The sequence below is a fragment of the Sphingomonas sp. genome, assembly GCF_017304635.1.
In the GTDB taxonomy this organism is placed as follows: Bacteria; Pseudomonadota; Alphaproteobacteria; order Sphingomonadales; family Sphingomonadaceae; genus Sphingomonas.
Map to the genome: position 1 here is coordinate 38337 of NZ_JAFKMA010000003.1, position 21542 is coordinate 59878.

Below are 21542 nucleotides of genomic sequence, written 5' to 3' on the forward strand. Positions count from 1 at the left end.
CTAAGTCTGCGCAACCCTCTCCCCTCTGCGAGGGGCGAGGGAAAGGACGGAAAGAAAGTGGCCAGTCCTGAAAACATCGGCTAACCGCCCCGCCATGGACGCGCCGGTCGCCCTGACGCCGCTGGCCGGCCCGCCCCCTGTGACGACGCGCGACGAATATCGCGCCTTGTTCCGGCTCGCCGCGCCGCTGGTCGGCGCGAACCTGTTGCAGATGGCGGTCTATGCGATCGACGTGATGTTCGTGGCGCGGCTGTCGGCGATCGACTTCGCCGCCTCGACGCTGGGCGTGTTCCTGCTGAGCCTCATCATGTGGGCGCTGATCGGGTTCACCGGCGCCTGCGCCCCGCTGATCGCCGCCGAGCTCGGCGCGCGGGCACATGCCGTCCGCCAGGTGCGGCGATCGTTCCGCATGGCGATGTGGCTCGGCGCGATCAGCGGGGCGTTCGGCATGATCGTGCTGGCGAACGGCGAGCGCATCCTGCTCGCGCTCGGCCAGAACCCGCAGGTGGCGGCGCGCAGCGGCGCGTTCCTGACCATCCTGCTGTGGGTGATGCTGCCCAACATCTGGGCGGGGGTGATGCGGACGGTGGCGGCGGCGCTCGGCCGGCCCGGCTGGGCGATGCTGGTGACGGCGTGCGCGGTCGGCACCAACGCGCTCGGCAACTGGCTGCTGGTGTTCGGCCATGGCGGCTTTCCCGCGCTGGGGCTGGAGGGGTCGGCGATCGCCAGCCTGTTCACCGCGACCGCGATGATGCTGGCCTATGTCGCGATCTTCGCGTTCGACCGGCGGCTGCGGCGATACCGCCTGTTCGGCAAATGGTGGGTGCCGCACTGGCGCCGCATGGGCGAGATCGCCAAGCTGGGCGCGCCGATCGCGCTGACCTTCACGCTGGAGGGCGGGCTGTTCGGCGGGGCGGCGTTCCTGATGGGACTGATCGGCGTGACCGAGGTAGCCGCGCACGCGATCGCGCTCAACATCGCCGCCTTGTCGTTCCAGGTGCCGTTCGGGATCGCGCAGGCGGCGACGATCCGCGTCGGCATGGCCTATGGCGCACGCGACCTGGCGTGGATCGGCCGCGCCGGCTGGGCGGCGATCGTCAGCGGCACCGGCTTCATGGCGCTGACCGCCGCCGCGATCTGGCTGGCGCCGAAGCTGATCGTCGGCATCTATGTCGACGTGAACGACCCGACGCGTACGCGGGAGATCGCGCTGGCGCTGGACTATCTCGTCGTCGCCGCGGCGTTCCAGCTATTCGACGGGGCGCAGGCGGTCGCGGCGGGATCGCTGCGCGGGTTGCAGGACACGCGCGTGCCGATGGTGATCGCGGCGTTCGGCTATTGGGTCGCCGGGTTCGGCACCGCCATATTCCTCGGTTTCCGCGCCGGGTGGCAGGGAGTCGGCATCTGGGTCGGGCTCGCGGTCGGACTGGCCGTCGTGTCGGTGCTGCTGGTCGCGCGCTGGGCGATGCGCGATCGGCTCGTCCTGCTCCCCGCTCCGCGCGACGAAAAATAGTCGCGCGCGGCATTGACGCTCGGCAAGGCGCTGCACATATGCGCGCCGCTGGCACTCGATCGACTCGAGTGCCAATATGTTTCCAGTTCAAACAATGAGGGCTTCAGCAATGAACTTCCGTCCGTTGCACGACCGCGTTCTCGTCCGCCGCATCGAGGCCGACGAAAAGACCGCGGGCGGGATCATCATCCCCGACACCGCCAAGGAAAAGCCGCAGGAGGGCGAGGTCATCGCCGCCGGCGCCGGCACCAAGGACGAGGCCGGCAAGGTCACGCCGCTCGACGTCAAGGCGGGCGACAAGATCCTGTTCGGCAAGTGGTCGGGCACCGAGGTCAAGCTGAACGGCGAAGACCTGCTCATCATGAAGGAATCGGACATTCTGGGCATCGTCGGCTGACGCCAGCCCGTCCAACATCTACCCCCGTCAATTTCTTCAATTTTGAAAGGTAGCCACCATGGCAGCCAAGGACGTTAAATTCTCGCGCGACGCGCGTGAGCGCATTCTCAAGGGCGTCGACATCCTCGCCGACGCGGTCAAGGTCACGCTGGGGCCGAAGGGCCGCAACGTCGTGATTGACAAGAGCTTCGGCGCGCCGCGCATCACCAAGGACGGCGTCACCGTCGCCAAGGAGATCGAGCTGAAGGACAAGTTCGAGAACATGGGCGCGCAGATGCTGCGCGAGGTCGCCTCGAAGACCAACGACAATGCCGGTGACGGCACCACGACCGCGACCGTGCTGGCGCAGGCGATCGTCCGCGAGGGCATGAAGTCGGTCGCCGCCGGCATGAACCCGATGGACCTGAAGCGCGGCATCGACCAGGCGGTCGAGAAGGTCGTCGCTGACCTGCAATCGCGCTCGAAGCCCGTCTCGGGCTCGAACGAGATCGCCCAGGTCGGCATCATCTCGGCCAATGGCGACACCGTCGTCGGCGAGAAGATCGCCGAGGCGATGGAGAAGGTCGGCAAGGAAGGCGTCATCACCGTCGAGGAGGCCAAGGGCCTCGAGTTCGAGCTCGACGTCGTCGAGGGCATGCAGTTCGACCGCGGCTATTTGTCGCCGTACTTCATCACCAATCCCGAGAAGATGACGGTCGAGCTCACCGATCCGTACATCCTGATCCACGAGAAGAAGCTGTCGAACCTGCAGGCGATGCTCCCGATCCTGGAAGCGGTCGTGCAGTCGGGCCGTCCGCTGCTCATCATCGCCGAGGATATCGAGGGCGAGGCGCTGGCCACTCTCGTCGTCAACAAGCTGCGCGGCGGCCTGAAGGTCGCGGCGGTGAAGGCGCCGGGCTTCGGCGATCGCCGCAAGGCGATGCTGGAAGACATCGCGATCCTGACCAAGGGCGAGATGATCTCGGAAGACCTGGGCATCAAGCTCGAGAACGTGACGGTCGGCATGCTCGGCACCGCCAAGCGCGTCTCGATCGACAAGGACAACACTACCATCGTCGATGGGGCCGGTGAAGCCGATGCGATCAAGGGCCGCACCGAGGCGATCCGTCAGCAGATCGAGAACACGACCAGCGATTACGATCGCGAGAAGCTCCAGGAGCGTCTGGCGAAGCTCGCCGGCGGTGTCGCTGTCATCAAGGTCGGCGGCGCGTCCGAGGTCGAGGTGAAGGAGCGCAAGGATCGCGTCGACGACGCGCTGCACGCGACTCGCGCCGCGGTCGAGGAAGGCATCGTCCCCGGTGGCGGCACCGCGCTGCTGTACGCGACGAAGGCGCTGGAAGGCATCAACGGCCAGAACGACGATCAGACCCGCGGCGTGGACATTGTCCGCAAGGCGCTGACCGCGCTGGTCCGCCAGATCGCGACCAATGCCGGTCACGACGGCGCGGTGGTCTCGGGCAAGCTGCTCGAGGGCAACGACCCGACGCTCGGCTTCAACGCCCAGACCGACACGTACGAGAACCTGGTCCAGGCCGGCGTGATCGACCCGACCAAGGTCGTCCGCACCGCGCTTCAGAACGCGGCGTCGGTCGCGGGCCTGCTCATCACGACCGAAGCGGCCGTGAGCGAGATGCCCGAGGACAAGCCGGCGATGCCGATGGGCGGCGGCGGCATGGGCGGCATGGGCGGCATGGACTTCTGATTTCGGACCGGGGCAGCGCGAGCTGCCCCGGACACGAAATCCGAACGGCCGGCGAGCCGCAGGCTCGACCGACGGCGCGGATTAACTCCGCGCCGCCCCGGCCCGAAGTACCAGCCCACGGCGCGGAAATCCCGTCCGCACCGCCCGCTCGAAGCAAAGAAAAGGGCCGACGGATCAATCCGCCGGCCCTCTTGTTATGCCTGAGAGTTGGCTAATGGGTGGGAAGCGAACATTGCCCTTTTGAGGCCATGGGCGCATCCTGCGGCGCATGGCTCCAAACGATCTCGACGCGCTGCTTGAACTGGTTCACGACGAACAGAGCTTCGGCTCGTTCCTTCATGCTTTGGCGGCAGACTTCGACGCCGATCGGGAAATATATGAAGCAAATCCGGATGAATATAAGTATTCATCCGGGCCGCTTGGCTGGGAAGTGGGGACGATTTCGGATTTTCTCTATGGTGCGGCCGCTGAAGCGGGTCGGCGGCCGCCTCTCCGACCAGAAGTCGCTCAAAACCCGTGGAAGCGCTGCGCTGAAATGCTTCTTACAGCCAAAATAATGGAATAGGATCGTCGGCTTAACCTGTCGGCCCTGTGATAGATCGAGCGGGTGTCGACGTCCGCAAATGGGTCGTTACCGGCCATCACCCTCCCCCCGATACACCATCGCCACGTTGCACCGCTCATACCGCGCGCCGAACTCCGCCATGATCCCCACGTCGTGGACGAACCCCAGCTTCTCATACAGATGCACACCCGCGGCGCCCTTCGCGTTGCTGAGCAAATAGAGCCGGTCGCAACCCATCGCGAAGGCGCGCTCGATCGTGGCGCGGAGCAGGAACTCACCCGCCTTGCGCCCGCGCGCTTCGGGCATGACGCCCATCTTGGTCAGCTCGAACTGGCGCTCGCCGGTCTTTTGCAACGCGCAGGTGCCGACGATGCCGAGTTCGGGGTCCGCGACGAACAGGATCGCGCCACCGCGATCGACGATGCGGGCGCGCGGGTTCTCGAGCACGTCGATGTCGGTCGGCTCCAGCCGATACATGTCGGCGATCCACTGCGCGTTGATCCGGTAGAAATCGGGCGCGAGCGCGTCGCTGAATTCGTGCAGGGTGAAGTCGGTCATCGCTACGGTCTGGCGTCGGCGGGCGACGGGCGCAAGCCGTCGAAATCGCGCTTCCCTTTCGGCGGCGCTCGCGACACAGTCGCGGCCATCATATCACTCCCCGAGGATCGACCATGACCGCATTGTCCCGCCGTGAAGCCATCGCCGCCGCGGCGCTCGCCAGTACGGTCGCCGCGTTGCCGGCCTGGGCGCAAGCGACGGGCGGCGGCGCGCAATGGGATCTGGGCGACCTCTACCCCAGCGACGCCGCGTGGGATGCCGCGCGCAAGGCCGCGCTGGCCGCGATCCCCGGACTCGCCAAGTATCAGGGCAAGCTGGGCGACAGCGCCGACACGCTCGCCGCCTTCCTGGTCGCGCAGTCCGACCTCGGCCGCACGATCGGCCGCATCTACACCTATGCCAGCCTGAAGGGGGACGAGGACCTCCGCGTCGCCGCCAATCAGGAGCACGAGGCGCAGGCGACCGATCTCTATACCGCGTTCGGCGAGGCGACCGCCTGGGCCAGCCCAGAAATCCTCAGCCTGGGCAAGGCGAAGATCGACCAGTTCGTCGCGAGCAACGCCACGCTGAAGAAGCGGTTCGACTTCGCGCTGGCCGATACCGAACGCCAGGCCGCCCACACGCTGACGCCGGAAAGCGAGGCAATCCTCGCCGGGGCCGGCGCGCCGCTGGCGGGGCCGGGCAATATCCGCGAGCAACTCGTCGCCTCCGACATTCCCTGGCCGACGATCACGCTGTCGACGGGGAAGCAGGTGCGGCTCGACGACCAGGCCTATACGCTGACGCGCAACGCGCCCAACCGCGCCGACCGCAAATTGGTGTTCGACACGTTCTGGGCCGAATACGGCAGGTTCCAGAGCTCGCTCGGCGCGGCCTATGCGTCGAAGATCAAGGCCGACATCTTCCGCAAGAAGGCGCGCAAATATCCGACCTCGCTCGCGATGGCGCTGTCGGGCAACAACGTGCCGGAAGGGGTGTACCGCACGCTGGTCGCGGAGACCAACAACGGCCTGACTCAGCTTCACCGCTATTTCGAACTGCGCCGCCGCCTGCTCGGCCTGCCCGACATGGCCTATTACGACATCTATCCGCCGCTGGTGCAGCTCGACAAGCGCGTGACGGTGCCGGAGATGCGCGGGATCACGATCGAGGCGGTCAAGCCGCTCGGCCCCGAATATGCCGAGATCTTCGCCAAGGCGACCGCGGGCAAGTGGATGGATCCTCTGCCCCGCCCCGGCAAGAAATCGGGCGCGTACATGAACCCCGGCGCGGCGTACGACGTGCATCCATATCTGCTGCTCAACCTGGGCGAGAATTACGACGGGCTGACCACCTACGCCCACGAATGGGGCCATGCGATGCACTCGCTGCTCGCGAACAAATACCAGGTTTACGACAAGTCCGACTATCCGATCTTCACCGCGGAGATCGCCTCGACCTGCAACGAGCAGTTGCTCGCCGCGTACATGGTCGCGAAGGCCAGGACCAAACAGGAGAAGATCTTCTACCTCGGCCAACAGCTCGAGAGCATCCGCGGCACTTTCTACCGTCAGGCGATGTTCGCCGAGTTCGAGCTCGCCGCGCACGACAAGGCGGAGGCCGGCGAGGGCATGTCGGGCGAGAAGTTCAGCGCGATGTATCTCGACCTGTTGAAGCGCTATCACGGGCCGAAGGTCGCGATCTCCGACACCTATGCGTCGGAATGGGCGTATATCCCGCATTTCTACAACAGCTTCTACGTCTATCAGTATGCGACCTGCATCTCGGCGGCGTCGTATTTCGCGCGGTCGATCCTGAAGGGCGGTGCGAAGGAGCGCGACAATTACCTGAGCGTGCTGAAGGCGGGTGGGTCGGACTATCCGTACGACATCCTGAAGCGCGCCGGCCTCGATATGGCGTCACCGGCGCCGTACCAGGCGGTGGTCGCGACGTTCAAGGACACGCTCGACCAGGTCGAAGGGCTGATGGCGTGACACGTACCGCGATCGTGCTGCTGGCGGCGACCGCGCTTGCCGCGTGTTCGAAGGGCGAATCGGCCAACACGGTCGACGCGCCCGCCGCCCCCGCCCCGATCAACATGGCGGGCATGAGCGGCATGATGATGGGCGAGAAATTCAAGGCTGCGCAGACCGCCGGGCAATCCTTCATCAACTCCGCCGCCGCCGCCGATGCGTTCGAACTGACGGCCGCGAGGATGGCGCTGACCGCCTGGCGATCGCCGCAGGTCAAGACGTTCGCCGCCGCGATGATCGCGGCACACGCGGCATCGGCCGCGAAACTGAAGACGGTGATGGCCGGGATGCACCCGCCGATGACGCCCGAGCTGCATTTCACCAAGGCGCAGCAGGCGATGCTCGACGGGCTGAAGGGCAAGACGGGCGCGGCGTTCGATGCCGCCTATGCCGCCGCCGAGGTCGCGTCGCATCAGAACACGGTGGGGGGCCTCACCTATTTCTCGCAGAACGGCAACGACTGGCCCGAGTTGAAGCAATATGCCGGCGCGTGGTTGCCGACCGAGGCAGAACATCTGCGGATGGCGAAGGGCTTGAAGTAGGCTGGGACGACGCGGCAAAGTCGTGTCGTCGGTCGGCACCGGGGCGCCCCCGGCCGGGATCGCCGCAGCACGCCGCGCCCGCGAATTAGCCGCACTAATTCTTGGGTTCGCTCGCTTTCATCGCTTCGATCAGCTTCTTCACTTCCTGGCTGCGGCCGCGCGGCATCACCAATACGTCGCGGCCGTTGGCGACGACGATCAGGTCGCTGACGCCGACCAGCGCGACGCGGACGCCGTCCGCGTGGATCAGGCTGTTCTCGGTCTCGACCGCGACGACGTCGCCCTTGCAGACGTTGCCCGTCGCATCACAATGGCTGATCTCGTGCAGCGCATCCCAGCTGCCGACGTCGCTCCAGCCCATGCTGACCGGCACGACGGCCACACGTTCCGCTTTCTCCATCACCGCATAGTCGATCGATTCGGAGGGGCTGGCCGCGAACGTCTCGGCATCGGGATAGACGCGATTGCCTTCGCGCGACGCCTTCAGCATCGCCTGTTGCGCGGCGTGCAGCATGTCGGGCGCATGTACCGCCAGCGCACCCAAAAACGCGTCGGCGCGGAACAGGAAGATACCGCCGTTCCAGACGTGGTCGCCCGCCGCCAGCATTGCCTCCGCCCGGTCGCGTGGCGGCTTCTCGACGAACTTGGCGACCTTGTGCACGCGCGGGCCGACGCTCTCGCCGACATGGATCCAGCCATAGCCGGTCTCCGGCGCGTGCGGGTCGATGCCGAACGTCACCAGCCAGCCCTGCTCGACCATCGGCAGCGCCGCGGCGATCGCGGCGTGGAAAGCGGGCGTGTCGGCGATGACATGGTCGGACGGCATCACCAGCAACGCGGCGTCCGAGTCCGCGGCCAGTGCGGCCAGCGCGATCGCCGGCGCGGTGTTGCGCGCGACCGGCTCTAGGATCAGCGTGCTCGCGGGATGGCCGATCGCCTCCAGCTGCGCGTCGATCGGGTCGGCGTGACGCGTATTGGCGACGACGATCGGCGCCGCAAAGCCGTCGCTCGCCGTCCGCGCCGCGGTCAGTTGCAGCATGGTACGTTCGGCGGTCAGCGGCAGCAGTTGCTTGGGCGTTTCCGGCGTCGACATCGGCCACAGCCGCGTGCCCGATCCTCCCGACAGGATGACAGGAATGATCGTCGTCGCGTCAGGCATGCACGAATCCTTTTGGTGCCGGCAATGATCTAGGTAGTTCCCCGCCCGCAGCAAAACTCGTGAGGACGCGGTAAGTTGCGTGTCAGATGCCGCCGTCGGTCACGTCGCGGCCCGCGATCGTCAATCGCCGGGTCAGGTCGGCGATCGTCGCGTCGACCAATACGGCATCGGGGCTGCGTACGACGAAATTCGCGCCGGTCCTTCCGTCGCGAAAGAACGGATAGCTGCCGATCGCGACGCCCCCATGCGCCCGCTCGGTCTCGCGCAACAGGTCGGCGACTTCGCTTTCCGCGACCCAGCAGCCGATCGTCTTGCTGACCACCGGCCGGCCGCCCTCCAGCGTGCCGGTCAGCGCGTCGAGCATGCCCGCAGTGATGTGCGGCACGCCGGCCATGATGAAGACGTTGCCGATGCGGATACCCGGCGCGCCCGATACCTTGTTCTCGATCAGGTCGGCGCCGTCCGGCACGCGCGCCATCCGCAGCCGCGCCGCGGTCGTCCCCCCGCGCGTTGCGTAATAGCGTTCGAGCACGGCGACCGCCTTGGGATGATGCACCACGCCGACGCCCAGCGCCGCGGCGATCGCGTCGACGGTGATGTCGTCGTGGGTCGGTCCGATCCCGCCGGTCGTGAACAGATAGTCGTTGCGCGCGCGCAGAGCGTTGACCGCCTCGACGATCGCGTCCTCACGGTCCGCCACCACGCGCACCTCCGCGAGCCGGATGCCCTGGACGTTGAGCCACGCGGCGATCTGCGCGACGTTCTTGTCCTGCGTCCGGCCGGACAGGATCTCGTCGCCGATCACCACCAACGCCGCGGTCCAGATGCGCTCGCTCATGTCCGCTCGCTTAGCCTCGCAAAATCGCGCCGTCATCGCTATATCGCGCGCCATGACCGAATACGTGACCGTGACCAGCGACGCGCATCTCGAGCGCAACGGCGCCATCAAGCTCTATAGCCGCGATGCCTTCGACGGCATGCACAAGGCCGGGCGCCTGGCCGCCGAGACGCTCGACATGCTGGTGCCGCATGTGGTGCCGGGGATGACGACGGGCGAATTGGACGACCTAATCCGCAATTTCATGGTCGCGGGCGGCGCGGCGCCGGCGACGCTCGGCTATCGCGGCTACACGCATTCGAGCTGCATCTCGATCAACCACGTCGTCTGTCACGGCATTCCGGGCGAGCGGCAGCTTAAGGACGGCGACATCGTCAACATCGACGTGACGCCGCTGCTCGACGGCTGGCACGGCGACACCAGCCGCATGTACCTGGTCGGCGACACCGTCTCGATCAAGGCGAAGCGGCTGGTCGACGTGACCTACGAATGCCTGATGCTCGGGATCGAGCAGGCCAAGCCGGGCAACACGATGGGCGACGTCGCGCATGCGATCCAGCGCCATGCCGAGGCGCACCGCTTCGGCGTCGTCCGCGATTTCTGCGGCCACGGCGTCGGCCGCCTGTTCCACGACGCGCCCGAAGTCGTCCATGTCGGCCGCCCCGGCACCGGCCCGGAATTGAAGCCCGGCATGATCTTCACGATCGAGCCGATGATAAATATCGGCAAGCCCGACGTGAAGCTGCTCGACGACGGCTGGACCGCCGTCACCCGCGACCGCTCGCTGTCGGCGCAGTTCGAGCACTCGATCGGCATCACCGAAGACGGATGCGAGATCTTCACGGCGAGCCCGGCTGGGTTCGATAAACCGCCATACTGAGCGCCGGCAAGGAATTTAGCATAAGCTAAATTCGCGCTTGAGGCGCTCACGGCCGGCCTTGCTTCGGCAAGGACCGACGACGCGGCTTTGCCGCGGCGGACTTCGACGTCGTTGCGTCATTGCAAGCGTAGCGAAGCAATCCAGCGTTCCGCGCGGGGCGCTAGATTGCTTCGCTACGCTCGCAATGACGATCGAATTGCCTTGGCTTTGGGCACGCCAACCCCATCTGCCCAATTACTAAGCACAACTTTTACCCACGGCGCAGGCTTCTCCTCCGCTCGACCGATTGGCACGCTTCCTGTAAACGGAATTGCCAATTGCGAGGGGCACCTGTGAAAAAGATCGAAGCGATCATCAAGCCGTTCAAGCTCGACGAAGTGAAGGAAGCGCTGCACGAGGTCGGGGTGAGCGGGATCACCGTCACCGAGGCCAAGGGTTTCGGCCGGCAGAAGGGCCATACCGAACTCTATCGCGGCGCCGAATATGTCGTCGACTTCCTGCCCAAGGTGAAGCTGGAAGTCGTGGTCGAGGACAGCCTCGCCGACCGTGTGGTCGAGGCGATCGCCGGGGCCGCGCAGACCGGCCGCATCGGCGACGGCAAGATCTTCGTCATCCCGGTCGAGACCGTGCTCCGCATCCGCACCGGCGAGCGCGACGAAGCGGCGATCTGACCCGATCCGTCGCCCCGGCGAAGGCCGGGGCCTCTCAATTACTCAGCGACCCCGGCTTTCGCCGGGGTGACGACAAGAAGGAAACACCATGGCGACGTCCGCGAACGACATCCTGAGCAAGATCAAGGAAGAGGAGATCGAGTGGGTCGACCTGCGCTTCACCGATCCCAAGGGCAAGTGGCAGCATCTGACGATGGTGTCGTCGGTGGTCGGCGAGGACGAGCTGACCGACGGCTTCATGTTCGACGGGTCGTCGATCGAGGGCTGGAAGGCGATCAACGAGTCGGACATGATTCTGAAGCCGGATCTGGACGCGACATTCATCGATCCGTTCTCGGCGACGCCGATGCTGATCCTGGTGTGCGACATCGTCGAGCCGTCGACCGGCGAGCTCTACGCTCGCGACCCGCGTTCGACCGCCAAGCGCGCCGAGGCGTATCTCAAGACCACGGGCATCGGCGACACCGTCTATGTCGGTCCCGAGGCCGAGTTCTTCATGTTCGACAACGTCCAGTTCGAGACGAGCTATGCGCAGTCGTTCTACAAGATCGACGATATCGAACTGCCGACCAACAGCGGCCGCGATTATGAGGGCGGCAATCTCGGCCATCGTCCGCGCGCCAAGGGCGGCTACTTCCCGGTCGCACCGGTCGACTCGGCGGTCGATATTCGCGGCGAGATGGTCTCGACCATGCTCGAAATGGGCCTGCCCTGCGACAAGCATCACCACGAGGTCGCCGCCGCACAGCACGAGCTCGGCCTGACCTTCGGCACGCTGACCCAGACCGCCGACCGCATGCAGGTGTACAAGTATGTCGTGCACCAGGTCGCGCACGCCTATGGCAAGTCGGCGACCTTCATGCCGAAGCCGATCAAGGAAGATAACGGCTCGGGCATGCACACCCACCTGTCGATCTGGAAAGGCAAGGAGCCGCTGTTCGCGGGCAACGGCTATGCCGGGTTGAGCGATATGTGCCTCTATTTCATCGGCGGCATCATCAAGCATGCCAAGGCGCTCAACGCCTTCACCAACCCGACCACCAACAGCTACAAGCGGCTGGTGCCGGGCTACGAAGCGCCGGTGCTGCTGGCCTATTCGTCGCGCAACCGCTCGGCGTCGTGCCGTATTCCGTACGGCACCGGCGCCAAGGCGAAGCGCGTCGAAGTGCGCTTCCCGGACGCGATGGCGAACCCGTATCTCGCGTACGCGGCGCTGTTCATGGCGGGCCTCGACGGCATCCAGAACCGGCTCCACCCGGGCGAGGCGATGGACAAGAACCTCTACGACCTGCCGCCCGCCGAACTCGCCGAAGTGCCGACCGTGTGCGGTTCGCTACGCGAAGCGCTCGACAGCCTGGAGGCCGATCACGACTTCCTGCTGAAGGGCGACGTGTTCTCGAAGGATCAGATCGAGGCCTATATCGAGATCAAGCGCGCCGACGTCGCCCGGTTCGAGATGACCCCGAGCCCGGTTGAGTTCGATATGTACTACAGCGCGTAGAGCCGACCACGTTCGGCCCTGCGCGATCGAGGCGAAGCCGACGATCGCGACGCGCTGTACGGCCGGCCTTGCTAAGGCAAGGACCGACGACGCGGCTTCGCTGCGGCGACACGGAAAAAAGGGCGCCCGGATCACGCCGGGCGCCCTTTTTTCATCGTGCAACATCTGCATCCACGATTGCATCGATTCAGCAATGTTTCGCCCCTGCAACGGGCGTATACGATGGCTAGCGGCAACCGCCGCGCCACGCCGCTTGTCCGCGGCATCTTCGAGGCAAACGTGCTTCCCCTGACATGGCTGTTTTTCGCTGTGCCGACCGGCATCGCCCTGCTGCTCGCGCTTAAGTCGTTCGGCATCAACCAGGAATATGAGCGCGGCGTCGTCTTCCGGCTCGGGCGCCTGCAATCGAGCAAAGGACCGGGCTGGTTCTGGCTGATCCCGATCGTCGAACGCGTCGTGAAGGTCGACACGCGCACCATCACCTACGCCCTCGACGCGCAGGAGACGGTAACGCGCGACGGCGTGGCGGTGCGCGTGAATGCCGTCATCTGGTTCCGCGCGTTCGATCCGGCGGGGGTGGTCACGACGGTGACCAACTGGACTTCGGCGATCGTCCAGGCGGCCGAGACCGCCATGCGCGACGCGATCGGTCAGTCGGACCTCGACCAGATGCTGAAGGACCGTACCGTCATCAACGCGCGGCTGCTCGACCTGCTGACGTCGCGCTGCAACCGCTGGGGCGTCGAGTTCGATTCGGTCGAGATCAAGGACCTCGACATTCCGCCGCAGATGCAGCGCGCGATCGCCAAGGAGGCCGAAGCGATCCGCGAGAAGCGCGCACGCATCATCAAGGCGGAGGGCGAGCAGGAAGCGTCGCGCAAGCTGACCGAGGCGGCGGCCGAGATCGGCCGCGTCCCCGGCGCGCTGGAACTCCGGCGATTGCAGACGCTGACGGAGATCGGCGTCGAGCACAATTCGACTATCATCGCGATGTTCCCGACCGAATTGCTCGACGCGGCGAAGAAGCTGGCGGGCTGATCCCTGCGCGCGCCGGCCGGACTCCAGCGCGGTCATGTAGGCGAGTACCGCCACGGCGCGCGATCGCGCCGGGACAAACAAAAAGGGGCACGGTCAGACCCCGCGCCCCTTTTTCATCGCTTCTCGCCGTTCTTAGGCCAATGCCGGCGCGGACCCCCGCGCCAGCGATCACAGCATGCCCAGCGCCTGCATGTAGGTTTCGAGGATCGCTTCCTCCTCGTGATATTCCTCGCGCTTCTTCTTGCGGATCGACATGATCTTGCGGATCGCCTTGGTGTCGTACCCGCGGCTCTTCGCCTCGGCCATCACGTCCTTGATGTCGTCGGCGATGCCCTTCTTCTCTTCCTCGAGCCGCTCGGCGCGCTCGATCAGCAGCTTCAGTTCCTCGGCGGCGACGCGTCCGCCGCCCATGCCCTCACCACGTTCCTCGACCATAAATCCCCGTTAGATGAAAAGCGGCGCTCCGGGCGCTCGCAATGGAACCGGGGGCAATAGCCAGCACGCCCCGATTCGTCACGCGTTCTTCGCGACGCTTTCCTCCATCCGCCGCAACTGCTCGGGCGTCGCTTCCCCTTGATGCGCAGCGCGCCATTCGTCGTACGGCATGCCGTAGATCACCTCGCGCGCCGCCGCCTTGTCGAGGCCGCCGGCCTCCCCCACCCAGTCGGACAGGCAGTTGCGGCAGAATCCGGCAAGTCCCATCAAATCAATGTTCTGCGCGTCGCTGCGATGGCGCAGGTGACGCACCAGCCGGCGGAACGCCGCCGCCGCCACCGCATCGTCGAGTCGATCGAGGCTATCCATTCGTATGCTCCAAGGTTGATCCGGCGCAGATAGGGGCTACAGCCGGCGCGCGACAAGCGAAGAGGATCGCATGACCAAGGCCACCGCCCCCCGCTCTCGCAAGGTCCGCGTGCTCGCGACGCTCGGCCCGGCGAGCAACACGCCCGAAATGATCGGCAAGCTGTTCGAGGCGGGCGCCGACGCGTTTCGCGTCAACATGAGCCATGGCGACCAGGCGTCGAAGGTCAGCGTGATCGAGGCGATCCGCGGGCTGGAGAAGAGATACGGCCGGCCGACGACGATCCTCGCCGACTTGCAAGGGCCCAAGCTGCGCGTCGGCAAGTTCGCCGAGGGGCGCGTTATGCTGGAGACCGACAGCATGTTCGTGCTCGACCGCGACAAGGCGCCGGGCGACGCGAGCCGCGTCGAACTGCCGCATCGCGAGATTTTCGAGGCGATGGAGGTCGGCGCGCGGTTGCTGCTCGACGACGGCAAGCTGGTGCTGCGCGTGCTCGAATGCGGGCCCGACCGGATCGTCACCAACGTCGAGGTCGGCGGCGCGCTGTCGAACAACAAGGGCCTCAACGTGCCCGACGTGGTCGTGCCGATGGCGGCGCTGACCGAAAAGGACCGTAGCGACCTGTCGTTCGCGGTCGAGCAGGGCGTTGACTGGATCGCGCTGAGCTTCGTCCAGCGGCCCGACGATCTGTGGGAAGCGCGCAAGCTGATCGGCGGCAAGGCGGCATTGCTCGCGAAGATCGAGAAGCCGGCGGCGATCGACCGACTGGAGGAAATCGTCGAGGCGTGCGACGGCGTGATGGTCGCGCGCGGTGACCTGGGCGTCGAGCTGCCACCGCAGTCGGTGCCGCCGTTGCAGAAGCGGATCGTCGAGACCGCGCGCCGCCAAGGCAAGCCGGTGGTCGTCGCGACGCAGATGCTCGAATCGATGATCGAAAGCCCCTCCCCAACTCGCGCCGAAGTCTCCGACGTCGCGACCGCGATCTATGACGGCGCCGACGCGATCATGCTGTCGGCGGAGTCGGCGGCGGGCAAGTGGCCGATCGAATCGGTCGCGATGATGAACGCGATCGGCGAGGCGGTGGAGCGCGACCCGATGCACGGCGACCGCATCCACTTCACCGTGGTGCAGTCCGACCCGACCACCGCCGATGCGCTGTCGGAAGCGGCCAAGAACATCGCCCGCACGATCGACGCCGCCGCGATCGTCTGCTTCACCAGCAGCGGATCGACCGCGCGGCGCATCGCGCGCGAGCGGCCGTCGGTGCCGCTGATGGTGCTGACCCCGAAGATGGAGACGGCGCGGCGAACCGGCCTGCTGTGGGGCGCCTATGCCGTCCACACCCGCGACGTCGATTCGTTCGAGGACATGGTCGCCAAGGCCAAGCGCATGGTGCTGCGTCACAAGCTCGCGGCGGCGGGCGACCGGGTGATCGTGATGGCCGGCGTGCCGTTCAAGACACCGGGATCGACCAACGTGCTCCATGTCGTGCGGATCGTCGGTGACGAGTTGAAGGGATACAACTGACGCCGGGGCATAAAGCGCCCTGCCCCTCTAGTCCCCGTCGATTACCAGCAGGTCGAGCGTTGCGCGCCCCGCGTCGCGCGCGGTGACTTCGGCGCTCGCGACGAACCCGCTCCGCATCGGTAAATCCGCTTCCGGCAGCGATGCCAGCCAGGCGTCGAGCGCCTGATCGTCCGCCGCCGCCACTCCGACCGTCAACCGCTCGCCGACGAACAGCGCCGATGCCCAGCGCCGCCGCCGCACCGCGCTCGCGCTGACCGCCAGGGGCGCGGCCGACCGCACCAGCGCGCGCAGGCATTCCGCTTCGCGCCCGCTCATCGCACCGAATCCTGCCCGCGGATGAACCCCAGTACGCGCGCCGCCGTCGCTGCCCGCGGCTCGCGCCCCATCCGCAAATCGAGCACGAAGCGCGGATCGTTGACCGCCAGCCGCCCGAACTTGGTCGGCGCCATTCCCGATCGCCGTAGAAACTTCTCCACTTCCCACCCGACATGCATCGACAACACCCTTTCGACTCGCTCGATGTATGTTCTTGTTCTGTTCGTATTTCCAACTTGTCTAGGAAATTTCCTACGACTATGGATCGATCGTGGCGGAGGTCCGGTCGACTTTGGTGCAATTGGCGGAGGCGCGCGGAATCAGCCTCGCGCGGCTGTCGCGCATGGTCGGGCGTAACGAGGCGTATCTTCAGCAGTTCGTGAAGCGCGGCACCCCCCGCCGGCTTGACGAAGACGCGCGGCGATTGCTTGCGGCATTCTTCGGCGTCGACGACAGCATATTGGGGGGCGAGCCGCGCGACGACATGGTCGCGGTGCCGCGCATCGATGCCGAGGCGGCGGCCGGTCCCGGACGGCTGGTCGAGGACGATCGCATCGTCGGTGAGGAGCGGATCGACCCGCGCGTCGTGGCGCGGCTCGGCGTGACGCCCGGCGCGCTCACCATGATCGTCGCGCGCGGCGAATCGATGGAGCCGACCATCGCCGATGGCGATGCCTTGTTCGTCGATACCGCCGATCGCCGGCTGTCGTCGCGCGCCGGGCTGTTCGTGTTGCGGCTCGACGGCGCGTTGCTGGTCAAGCGAGTCGCGCGGATCGGGTTCGACCTGCACATCGCCAGCGACAATCCGGTGACGCCGGCGATCGCACCGGTACGCGCCGACCGCGCCGACATCGTCGGCCGCGTGGTGCGCCTGACGCGGTCGCTGCGCTGACCGTCAGCCGCGACTGTCGATTAGCCGATCAGCGCCGTTCCCGCAGCCACACCGCGACCGCGGCCGCGATGCCCACGCCGGTACCGATTAGCAGCGCCGTCGTCGCATGTCCCGCGACCACCCCGTACGCGGCGCCGGCGATGATGCCGATCGCGACCAGGCAACCGCCGGCGGGGGGATTATTCGAGGGGGCGGGCGGACGTTCCATGGCGCTAGCGCGTCTGGCATGTTCCGGATCGGGACGCCAGTGTCCCGCACCGGGACAATAGAGACAGGATCCCGATGGTGCGTTTACCACCGCGATCCGCACCCTTCCGCCGATCCCCGCCGCTGGCACGATGCTTGTAGCGGCGCGGTGGACCGCACGGACGCGGCCAGTCTCTGGAGTATCGCATGCATCTGTTCCTCGCCGACCGTATGTCCGTCCAGGCCGCCGAGGAACTGATCGCATCGTTCGGGGATCATGCCGAGCTCGAAGCCGCGGCGCGCGCCGACAAGAGCCGTAACCTGGGCAACCACATCCACTTCTGCCGCTGGCGCCAGATCGAACGACTGATCGGGGTGATGGCCGCCGACCGCGCGGTCGGCACCGTGCACTGAAGCCAGGGCGGCACCGGCCCGCTCCCCTACCCGGCCTCCCGTTTAGGATATGCTATGGGAGGTGGAGGAGTGGGCCGGTGCCGCTGCAAACTACGCCGGCAGGTCGCGCCGCAGTCGGGTGACATGGCCCATCTTGCGCCCCGGTCGCGCATCGCCCTTGCCGTAGAGGTGGAGGTGGGCGCCGGGCTCGGCGAGGATTTCGACCCAGCGGTCGCCGGCGTCGCCGATCAGATTCTCCATCTCGACCGCCGGCGCGGTCAGCGCGGTATCGCCGAGTGGCAGGCCGGCGATCGCGCGGATGTGGTTCTCGAACTGCGATGCCACCGCGCCTTCGATCGTCCAGTGCCCCGAATTGTGCACGCGCGGCGCCATTTCGTTGAACACCGGCCCGGCGGCGGTCGCGAAGAACTCGCACGCCAGCACGCCGACATAATCGAGCGTGTCGGCGATCCGCCCGGTCAGCGCGGCAGCGACGCCCCATTGCGCGGCGATCTCGGCCGGCGCCGGCAAGGTCGAGGTCGCGAGGATACCGTCCACGTGCCGGTTCCACGGCGGCGGGTAGCTGACCATCGCACCGCCGGTGCCGCGCGCCAGGATGATCGAGAATTCGTGGCTGAACTCGACAAATCCTTCCAGGATCGCCGGACGCCCGCCGATCGCGCTCCACGCCGCCTCGGCTTCGTCGGGCGCGGCGATGCGCACCTGCCCCTTGCCGTCATAGCCGAGCCGCAGCGTCTTCAGGATCGCGGGCGCACCGATCTCGCCGAGCGCCGCGCGCAGTTCCTCCAGCGTCTCGACGCGCCGCCACGGCGCGGTCCGGCCGCCGATCGCATCGACGAACGCCTTCTCGTTGGCACGGTCTTGCGCGATCGCCAGCGCGGCGGGCGCGGGATGGACCGGCACCTTGCCCGCCAGATAGTCGATCGGCTCGATCGCGATATTCTCGAACTCGTAGGTCACGACGTCGCAACGCGCCGCCATCTCGTCGAGCACGATGCGGCTGTGATAGTCGGCGCGGGTAAAGCTTGACGCGGTCTGCGCCGCGACGCTTTCGGCATCGGGCGCGAGGATGTGGGTGTGGTAGCCGAGCTCGGCGGCCGCCGACGCCAGCATCCGGCCGAGCTGGCCGCCGCCGAGGATGCCGATCGTGGAGCCGGGGGGCAGGACTGTCACGCGATACCTCCCGAAATCGGTTCGAACAGAGCTTGTAAAAAGAAGACCGGCCCTTCGACAAGCTCAGGGCGAACGGAATGTGGAACTATTCGGGATCGATCGCGACGCCATCGGTCTGGTTCGCGCGCCACGCTTGCAATCGTTCGGCCAGCGCGTCGTCGCTCGTCGCCAGTATCGCTGCCGCCAGCAGGCCGGCATTGATCGCGCCGGGCTTGCCGATCGCCAGCGCGCCCACCGGAATACCGCCCGGCATCTGGACGATCGAATAGAGGCTGTCGACGCCCTTCAGCGCCTTACTCTCGACCGGCACGCCGAGCACCGGCAGATGCGTCATCGCCGCCGCCATGCCGGGCAGGTGCGCCGCACCGCCAGCGCCCGCGATGATGACCTTCAATCCGCGACCGGCCGCGCTATTCGCATAATCGTAGAGGCGTTGTGGCGTACGGTGAGCCGATACGACCTTCGTTTCGTACGGCACGCCCAATCCGTCGAGCTTGTCGGCGGCATGGCGCATCGTGTCCCAATCGGACGTGCTGCCCATGATGATGCCGACCAACGGTTGCATCGCCGCCGCCTAGCCGGGGTGACGCGTCAGGGCAACCGCTCTAGGGTCCAAACTCAAGCAGGACAAGGATCATGATCGCCCGGAGAAGGCCACCGGCAAGGAGCGTAGCGCCGTCGCGTAGCAGAGCTACGCGCAAGCAAGCGACGCCGTCCGGTGGCCTTCTCCAGGCGACCGCCTGCGGCGGCGGGCCGATTTCGGCGCCGGGCAGCGTTGCTTGGCGGTCAAGATGCCTCAGCATCGCTCCCTTCGCGCGCCTTGCCCGACACCGAAATCGGCTCCGTCATGACCCTGTCCTGATTGAGTTTGGACCCTTAGCAATGTCGCGCCAGCGCCAGCCCGCGCAGGAAGCCGCGCCGCGCCAGCCCGGCCTGGATGCCGATCGCCTTGCGCCGGTCGGCGGCGGCGGCGCCGCTGACCTCGCGCACCACGCCGCGGAACGGGATCAGCGAGTTGACCACCGCTTTCCCGCCGAGCGCCGCCAGCGTCTCCGGCCGCGGCCCGCCACGATCGAGATCGGGGCCGAGCACGGCATCGAGCGAGCGAAGCTGTGCGCGGATCGCGGGACATTTGCTGAGGCCCGCCGTCGCATAGGGCGCCTGCGCCGCGCGAGTCAGGACCGGTGGCACCTTCGTCTTGGCGAGCCCGACGTCGCGCACCGGCTGCGACACGATGCGTCCGGCCTGGTCGATGTTCGATCGCTTGTGCTGGGCGGAAGCGATACTCGACAGGGCAAGCAGAGCGGCGGCAATGGCAAGGCTTCGGATCATCATTGTCCCGGCTGGCAGTTGCGCGTGGTATAGACGCCGCGCAGGAACCCGCGCTGGGCAATCCCGGCATCGGTCGCGGCGGCGAGGCGGCGGTCGGCGGCGGCCGCGCCGCTGATCTCGCGCACCACGCCGCGGAACGGGATCAGCGAATTGACCACCGCCTTGCCGCCCGCGGCGACCAGCGTGTCGCCCTTCTTCGGGCCGTCGTCGAAATCGGGACCAAGTGCGGTGTCGAGGTCACCGAGCTTGGCGGCGATCGCGCCGCAATCGCTCATGCCCTCGAGCGTATACGGCCCCTGCGCCGCGACTTGGAGTACCGGCGGGATCTTCGTCTTGGCGACGCCGACGTCGCGCGCCGGCTGCGAGATGATGTGCTCGGCCTTGTCCATGTTCGACGATTGCTGCTCCGGGGGCGGCGGCGGAGGCGGCACGTCCTGCGCGGCGGCGATGGCGGGCACCGCGAGCGACATGGCGATCATGATGCGGATCAACATGGCCCGACAACACCGCATGTCGCGCGCGGTTCCCGGACGCTGGCGCGGCAAGCGGGCACCCCCTATGATGACGCCATGACGGACGAAACCAATCGCACACGCAATCGCGCGTTGCTGGGGCTGGCGGCGGTCGCGGTCGCAGGGTCCGGCGTGGCGCTGGCGCGCACGATCGGCGCGCGGGTGGCGCGCGGCCGGCGCGATCGCGGGCTGTCGTTCGGAACCGTCCGGGTGCATGGCGCCGTGCTGCATTTCGCGCGGACCGGGCGCGGACCGGCGCTGATTCTGCTCCACGGTTTCCCGCAGGATTGGAGCGAGTGGCGCCCGGTCCTCGCGCGGCTGGCCAAACGCTATACCGTCGTCGCGGTCGATCTGCGCGGGATCGGCCAGTCGACCGCCGGCTCGGCGAAGTTCGACGCCGCGACGATGGCGGCGGACGTCCACGAATTCGCCGGCGCGCTCAAGCTCGACCGGCCGTATGTCGTCGGCCACGATATCGGCGGGATGGTCGCGCATGCCTATGCCCGGCTGTATCCCGCCGACCTGCGCGGGGCGATGATCCTGGACGTGCCGGTGCCGGGACTGGACGGCTGGGACGAGGCGGTGTCCGGTCCGGCCGCGTGGCACGTTGGATTCCTGCAGACGCCCGATCTGCCCGAGGAGCTGGTCGCCGGGCGGCATGCCGCGTTCCTCGGACATTTCCTGCGCATGGGCGCGCATTCGCCCGATGCCGTGGACGAAGCGCTCCGGGCCTATGCCGCGCCAGCGCAATTCCACGCGGCGTGCGAGATGTATCGCGCCTTCCCCGCCAACGTCGCGTTCGGCGCCGAACAACGCGGGCTCAACGAGGTGCCGATCGTCTACGGTACCGGCGACGCCTCGCCGTTCGCCCCGCTCGCCGATCGTATCGTCGCCGCGCTGAAGGACAGCGGCTTCACCGACGTTACTCGCGCGACCGTGCCCGACGCAGTGCACTATCTCGTCGCCGACAACCCTGACGCCACCGCCACCTTGATCGAGCGACACGCCTGAGC

At 66.9% G+C, this 21542-nt stretch carries 26 protein-coding genes; 14 read left to right on the top strand and 12 right to left on the bottom strand.

Features of this window, described 5'->3' with window-relative positions; translation table 11 throughout:
• Positions 1-94 precede the first annotated feature (94 nt).
• The 4 genes from J0I47_RS09735 to J0I47_RS09750 all read left to right on the top strand — a co-directional run bounded on the left by J0I47_RS09735 (position 95) and on the right by J0I47_RS09750 (position 4177).
• Positions 95-1513 carry an MATE family efflux transporter gene (locus tag J0I47_RS09735; RefSeq protein ID WP_294046785.1) on the top strand — a complete coding sequence of 473 codons (1419 nt, stop codon included), beginning with the start codon at positions 95-97 and terminating at the stop codon, positions 1511-1513.
• Positions 1514-1622: 109 nt separating this feature from the next.
• On the top strand, positions 1623-1910 hold the full coding sequence (gene groES, locus J0I47_RS09740) for a co-chaperone GroES (RefSeq protein WP_294046787.1): 288 nt from the start codon (positions 1623-1625) through the stop codon (positions 1908-1910).
• A gap of 58 nt (positions 1911-1968) precedes the next feature.
• Positions 1969-3612: a chaperonin GroEL gene (groL, locus tag J0I47_RS09745; RefSeq protein ID WP_294046789.1), complete on the top strand. Its 1644-nt coding sequence runs from the start codon at positions 1969-1971 to the stop codon at positions 3610-3612.
• A 268-nt stretch (positions 3613-3880) separates the two neighbouring features.
• A complete protein-coding gene (locus J0I47_RS09750; RefSeq protein ID WP_294046791.1) occupies positions 3881-4177 on the top strand; it encodes a hypothetical protein in 297 nt (98 codons plus the stop codon).
• Between the two features lie 66 nt (positions 4178-4243).
• On the opposite strand, the gene J0I47_RS09755 is transcribed toward J0I47_RS09750, so the two are convergent.
• Positions 4244-4735 carry a GNAT family N-acetyltransferase gene (locus tag J0I47_RS09755; protein ID WP_294046793.1) on the bottom strand — a complete coding sequence of 164 codons (492 nt, stop codon included), beginning with the start codon at positions 4733-4735 and terminating at the stop codon, positions 4244-4246.
• A gap of 113 nt (positions 4736-4848) precedes the next feature.
• Between J0I47_RS09755 and J0I47_RS09760 the strand changes: the two genes are divergently transcribed.
• The gene (locus J0I47_RS09760; RefSeq protein ID WP_294046795.1) at positions 4849-6708 is read left to right on the top strand and encodes a M3 family oligoendopeptidase; all 1860 of its coding nucleotides are present in this window, start codon (positions 4849-4851) and stop codon (positions 6706-6708) included.
• Positions 6705-7289, top strand: a complete 585-nt coding sequence (locus J0I47_RS09765) for a DUF4142 domain-containing protein (RefSeq protein WP_294046797.1) — start codon at positions 6705-6707, stop codon at positions 7287-7289. The genes J0I47_RS09760 and J0I47_RS09765 overlap by 4 nt, the downstream gene beginning before the upstream one ends.
• Positions 7290-7383: 94 nt before the next feature.
• Here the strand turns inward: J0I47_RS09765 and J0I47_RS09770 are convergent, their stop codons facing one another.
• Positions 7384-8448 carry a mannose-1-phosphate guanylyltransferase/mannose-6-phosphate isomerase gene (locus J0I47_RS09770; RefSeq protein WP_294046798.1) on the bottom strand — a complete coding sequence of 355 codons (1065 nt, stop codon included), beginning with the start codon at positions 8446-8448 and terminating at the stop codon, positions 7384-7386.
• Positions 8449-8530: 82 nt separating this feature from the next.
• Positions 8531-9286, bottom strand: coding sequence for a molybdopterin-binding protein (locus J0I47_RS09775; protein WP_294046800.1), 756 nt, complete (start codon positions 9284-9286; stop codon positions 8531-8533).
• 52 nt (positions 9287-9338) lie between these two features.
• Between J0I47_RS09775 and map the strand changes: the two genes are divergently transcribed.
• The 4 genes from map to J0I47_RS09795 all read left to right on the top strand — a co-directional run bounded on the left by map (position 9339) and on the right by J0I47_RS09795 (position 13376).
• Positions 9339-10166 (top strand): type I methionyl aminopeptidase, encoded by an 828-nt coding sequence (gene map / locus J0I47_RS09780; RefSeq protein ID WP_294046802.1) that lies wholly within the window; start codon positions 9339-9341, stop codon positions 10164-10166.
• A 332-nt stretch (positions 10167-10498) separates the two neighbouring features.
• Positions 10499-10837 carry a P-II family nitrogen regulator gene (locus J0I47_RS09785; RefSeq protein ID WP_294046804.1) on the top strand — a complete coding sequence of 113 codons (339 nt, stop codon included), beginning with the start codon at positions 10499-10501 and terminating at the stop codon, positions 10835-10837.
• Between the two features lie 88 nt (positions 10838-10925).
• Positions 10926-12338 (top strand): type I glutamate--ammonia ligase, encoded by a 1413-nt coding sequence (gene glnA, locus J0I47_RS09790; RefSeq protein WP_294046806.1) that lies wholly within the window; start codon positions 10926-10928, stop codon positions 12336-12338.
• A 222-nt stretch (positions 12339-12560) separates the two neighbouring features.
• Positions 12561-13376, top strand: a complete 816-nt coding sequence (locus J0I47_RS09795) for an SPFH domain-containing protein (RefSeq protein ID WP_294046807.1) — start codon at positions 12561-12563, stop codon at positions 13374-13376.
• Positions 13377-13544: 168 nt separating this feature from the next.
• On the opposite strand, the gene J0I47_RS09800 is transcribed toward J0I47_RS09795, so the two are convergent.
• Complete coding sequence (locus tag J0I47_RS09800) at positions 13545-13811, bottom strand: DUF2312 domain-containing protein (RefSeq protein ID WP_294046809.1); 267 nt, start codon at positions 13809-13811, stop codon at positions 13545-13547.
• Positions 13812-13889: 78 nt separating this feature from the next.
• Entirely contained in the window at positions 13890-14180 is a 291-nt protein-coding gene (locus J0I47_RS09805) for a DUF1244 domain-containing protein (protein ID WP_294046810.1), read from the bottom strand.
• A 70-nt stretch (positions 14181-14250) separates the two neighbouring features.
• Between J0I47_RS09805 and pyk the strand changes: the two genes are divergently transcribed.
• Positions 14251-15705, top strand: coding sequence for a pyruvate kinase (gene pyk, locus J0I47_RS09810; RefSeq protein ID WP_294046811.1), 1455 nt, complete (start codon positions 14251-14253; stop codon positions 15703-15705).
• Positions 15706-15732: 27 nt separating this feature from the next.
• Here pyk and J0I47_RS09815 read toward each other — a convergent pair whose 3' ends face one another.
• Both J0I47_RS09815 and J0I47_RS09820 read right to left on the bottom strand, forming a co-directional pair.
• On the bottom strand, positions 15733-16020 hold the full coding sequence (locus tag J0I47_RS09815) for a hypothetical protein (RefSeq protein WP_294046813.1): 288 nt from the start codon (positions 16018-16020) through the stop codon (positions 15733-15735).
• Entirely contained in the window at positions 16017-16154 is a 138-nt protein-coding gene (locus tag J0I47_RS09820) for a hypothetical protein (RefSeq protein WP_366810008.1), read from the bottom strand. Before J0I47_RS09820 ends, J0I47_RS09815 begins: the two co-directional genes overlap by 4 nt.
• Before the next feature lie 137 nt (positions 16155-16291).
• Here J0I47_RS09820 and J0I47_RS09825 point away from each other — a divergent pair, with 137 nt between their 5' ends.
• Complete coding sequence (locus tag J0I47_RS09825) at positions 16292-16912, top strand: S24 family peptidase (protein WP_294046816.1); 621 nt, start codon at positions 16292-16294, stop codon at positions 16910-16912.
• A 28-nt stretch (positions 16913-16940) separates the two neighbouring features.
• Here J0I47_RS09825 and J0I47_RS09830 read toward each other — a convergent pair whose 3' ends face one another.
• On the bottom strand, positions 16941-17120 hold the full coding sequence (locus J0I47_RS09830; RefSeq protein ID WP_294046818.1) for a hypothetical protein: 180 nt from the start codon (positions 17118-17120) through the stop codon (positions 16941-16943).
• 185 nt (positions 17121-17305) lie between these two features.
• Between J0I47_RS09830 and J0I47_RS09835 the strand changes: the two genes are divergently transcribed.
• Positions 17306-17512 carry a hypothetical protein gene (locus J0I47_RS09835; protein WP_294046820.1) on the top strand — a complete coding sequence of 69 codons (207 nt, stop codon included), beginning with the start codon at positions 17306-17308 and terminating at the stop codon, positions 17510-17512.
• Positions 17513-17602: 90 nt separating this feature from the next.
• On the opposite strand, the gene J0I47_RS09840 is transcribed toward J0I47_RS09835, so the two are convergent.
• The 4 genes from J0I47_RS09840 to J0I47_RS09855 all read right to left on the bottom strand — a co-directional run bounded on the left by J0I47_RS09840 (position 17603) and on the right by J0I47_RS09855 (position 20511).
• A complete protein-coding gene (locus tag J0I47_RS09840; RefSeq protein WP_294046821.1) occupies positions 17603-18685 on the bottom strand; it encodes a 5-(carboxyamino)imidazole ribonucleotide synthase in 1083 nt (360 codons plus the stop codon).
• 85 nt (positions 18686-18770) lie between these two features.
• Positions 18771-19250, bottom strand: coding sequence for a 5-(carboxyamino)imidazole ribonucleotide mutase (purE, locus tag J0I47_RS09845; RefSeq protein ID WP_294046823.1), 480 nt, complete (start codon positions 19248-19250; stop codon positions 18771-18773).
• A gap of 311 nt (positions 19251-19561) precedes the next feature.
• Complete coding sequence (locus tag J0I47_RS09850) at positions 19562-20017, bottom strand: hypothetical protein (protein ID WP_294046824.1); 456 nt, start codon at positions 20015-20017, stop codon at positions 19562-19564.
• On the bottom strand, positions 20017-20511 hold the full coding sequence (locus tag J0I47_RS09855) for a hypothetical protein (protein ID WP_294046826.1): 495 nt from the start codon (positions 20509-20511) through the stop codon (positions 20017-20019). The genes J0I47_RS09850 and J0I47_RS09855 overlap by 1 nt, the downstream gene beginning before the upstream one ends.
• A 75-nt stretch (positions 20512-20586) precedes the next feature.
• Here J0I47_RS09855 and J0I47_RS09860 point away from each other — a divergent pair, with 75 nt between their 5' ends.
• Positions 20587-21540, top strand: coding sequence for an alpha/beta hydrolase (locus J0I47_RS09860; RefSeq protein ID WP_294046827.1), 954 nt, complete (start codon positions 20587-20589; stop codon positions 21538-21540).
• The last annotated feature ends 2 nt before the right edge of the window (positions 21541-21542 follow it).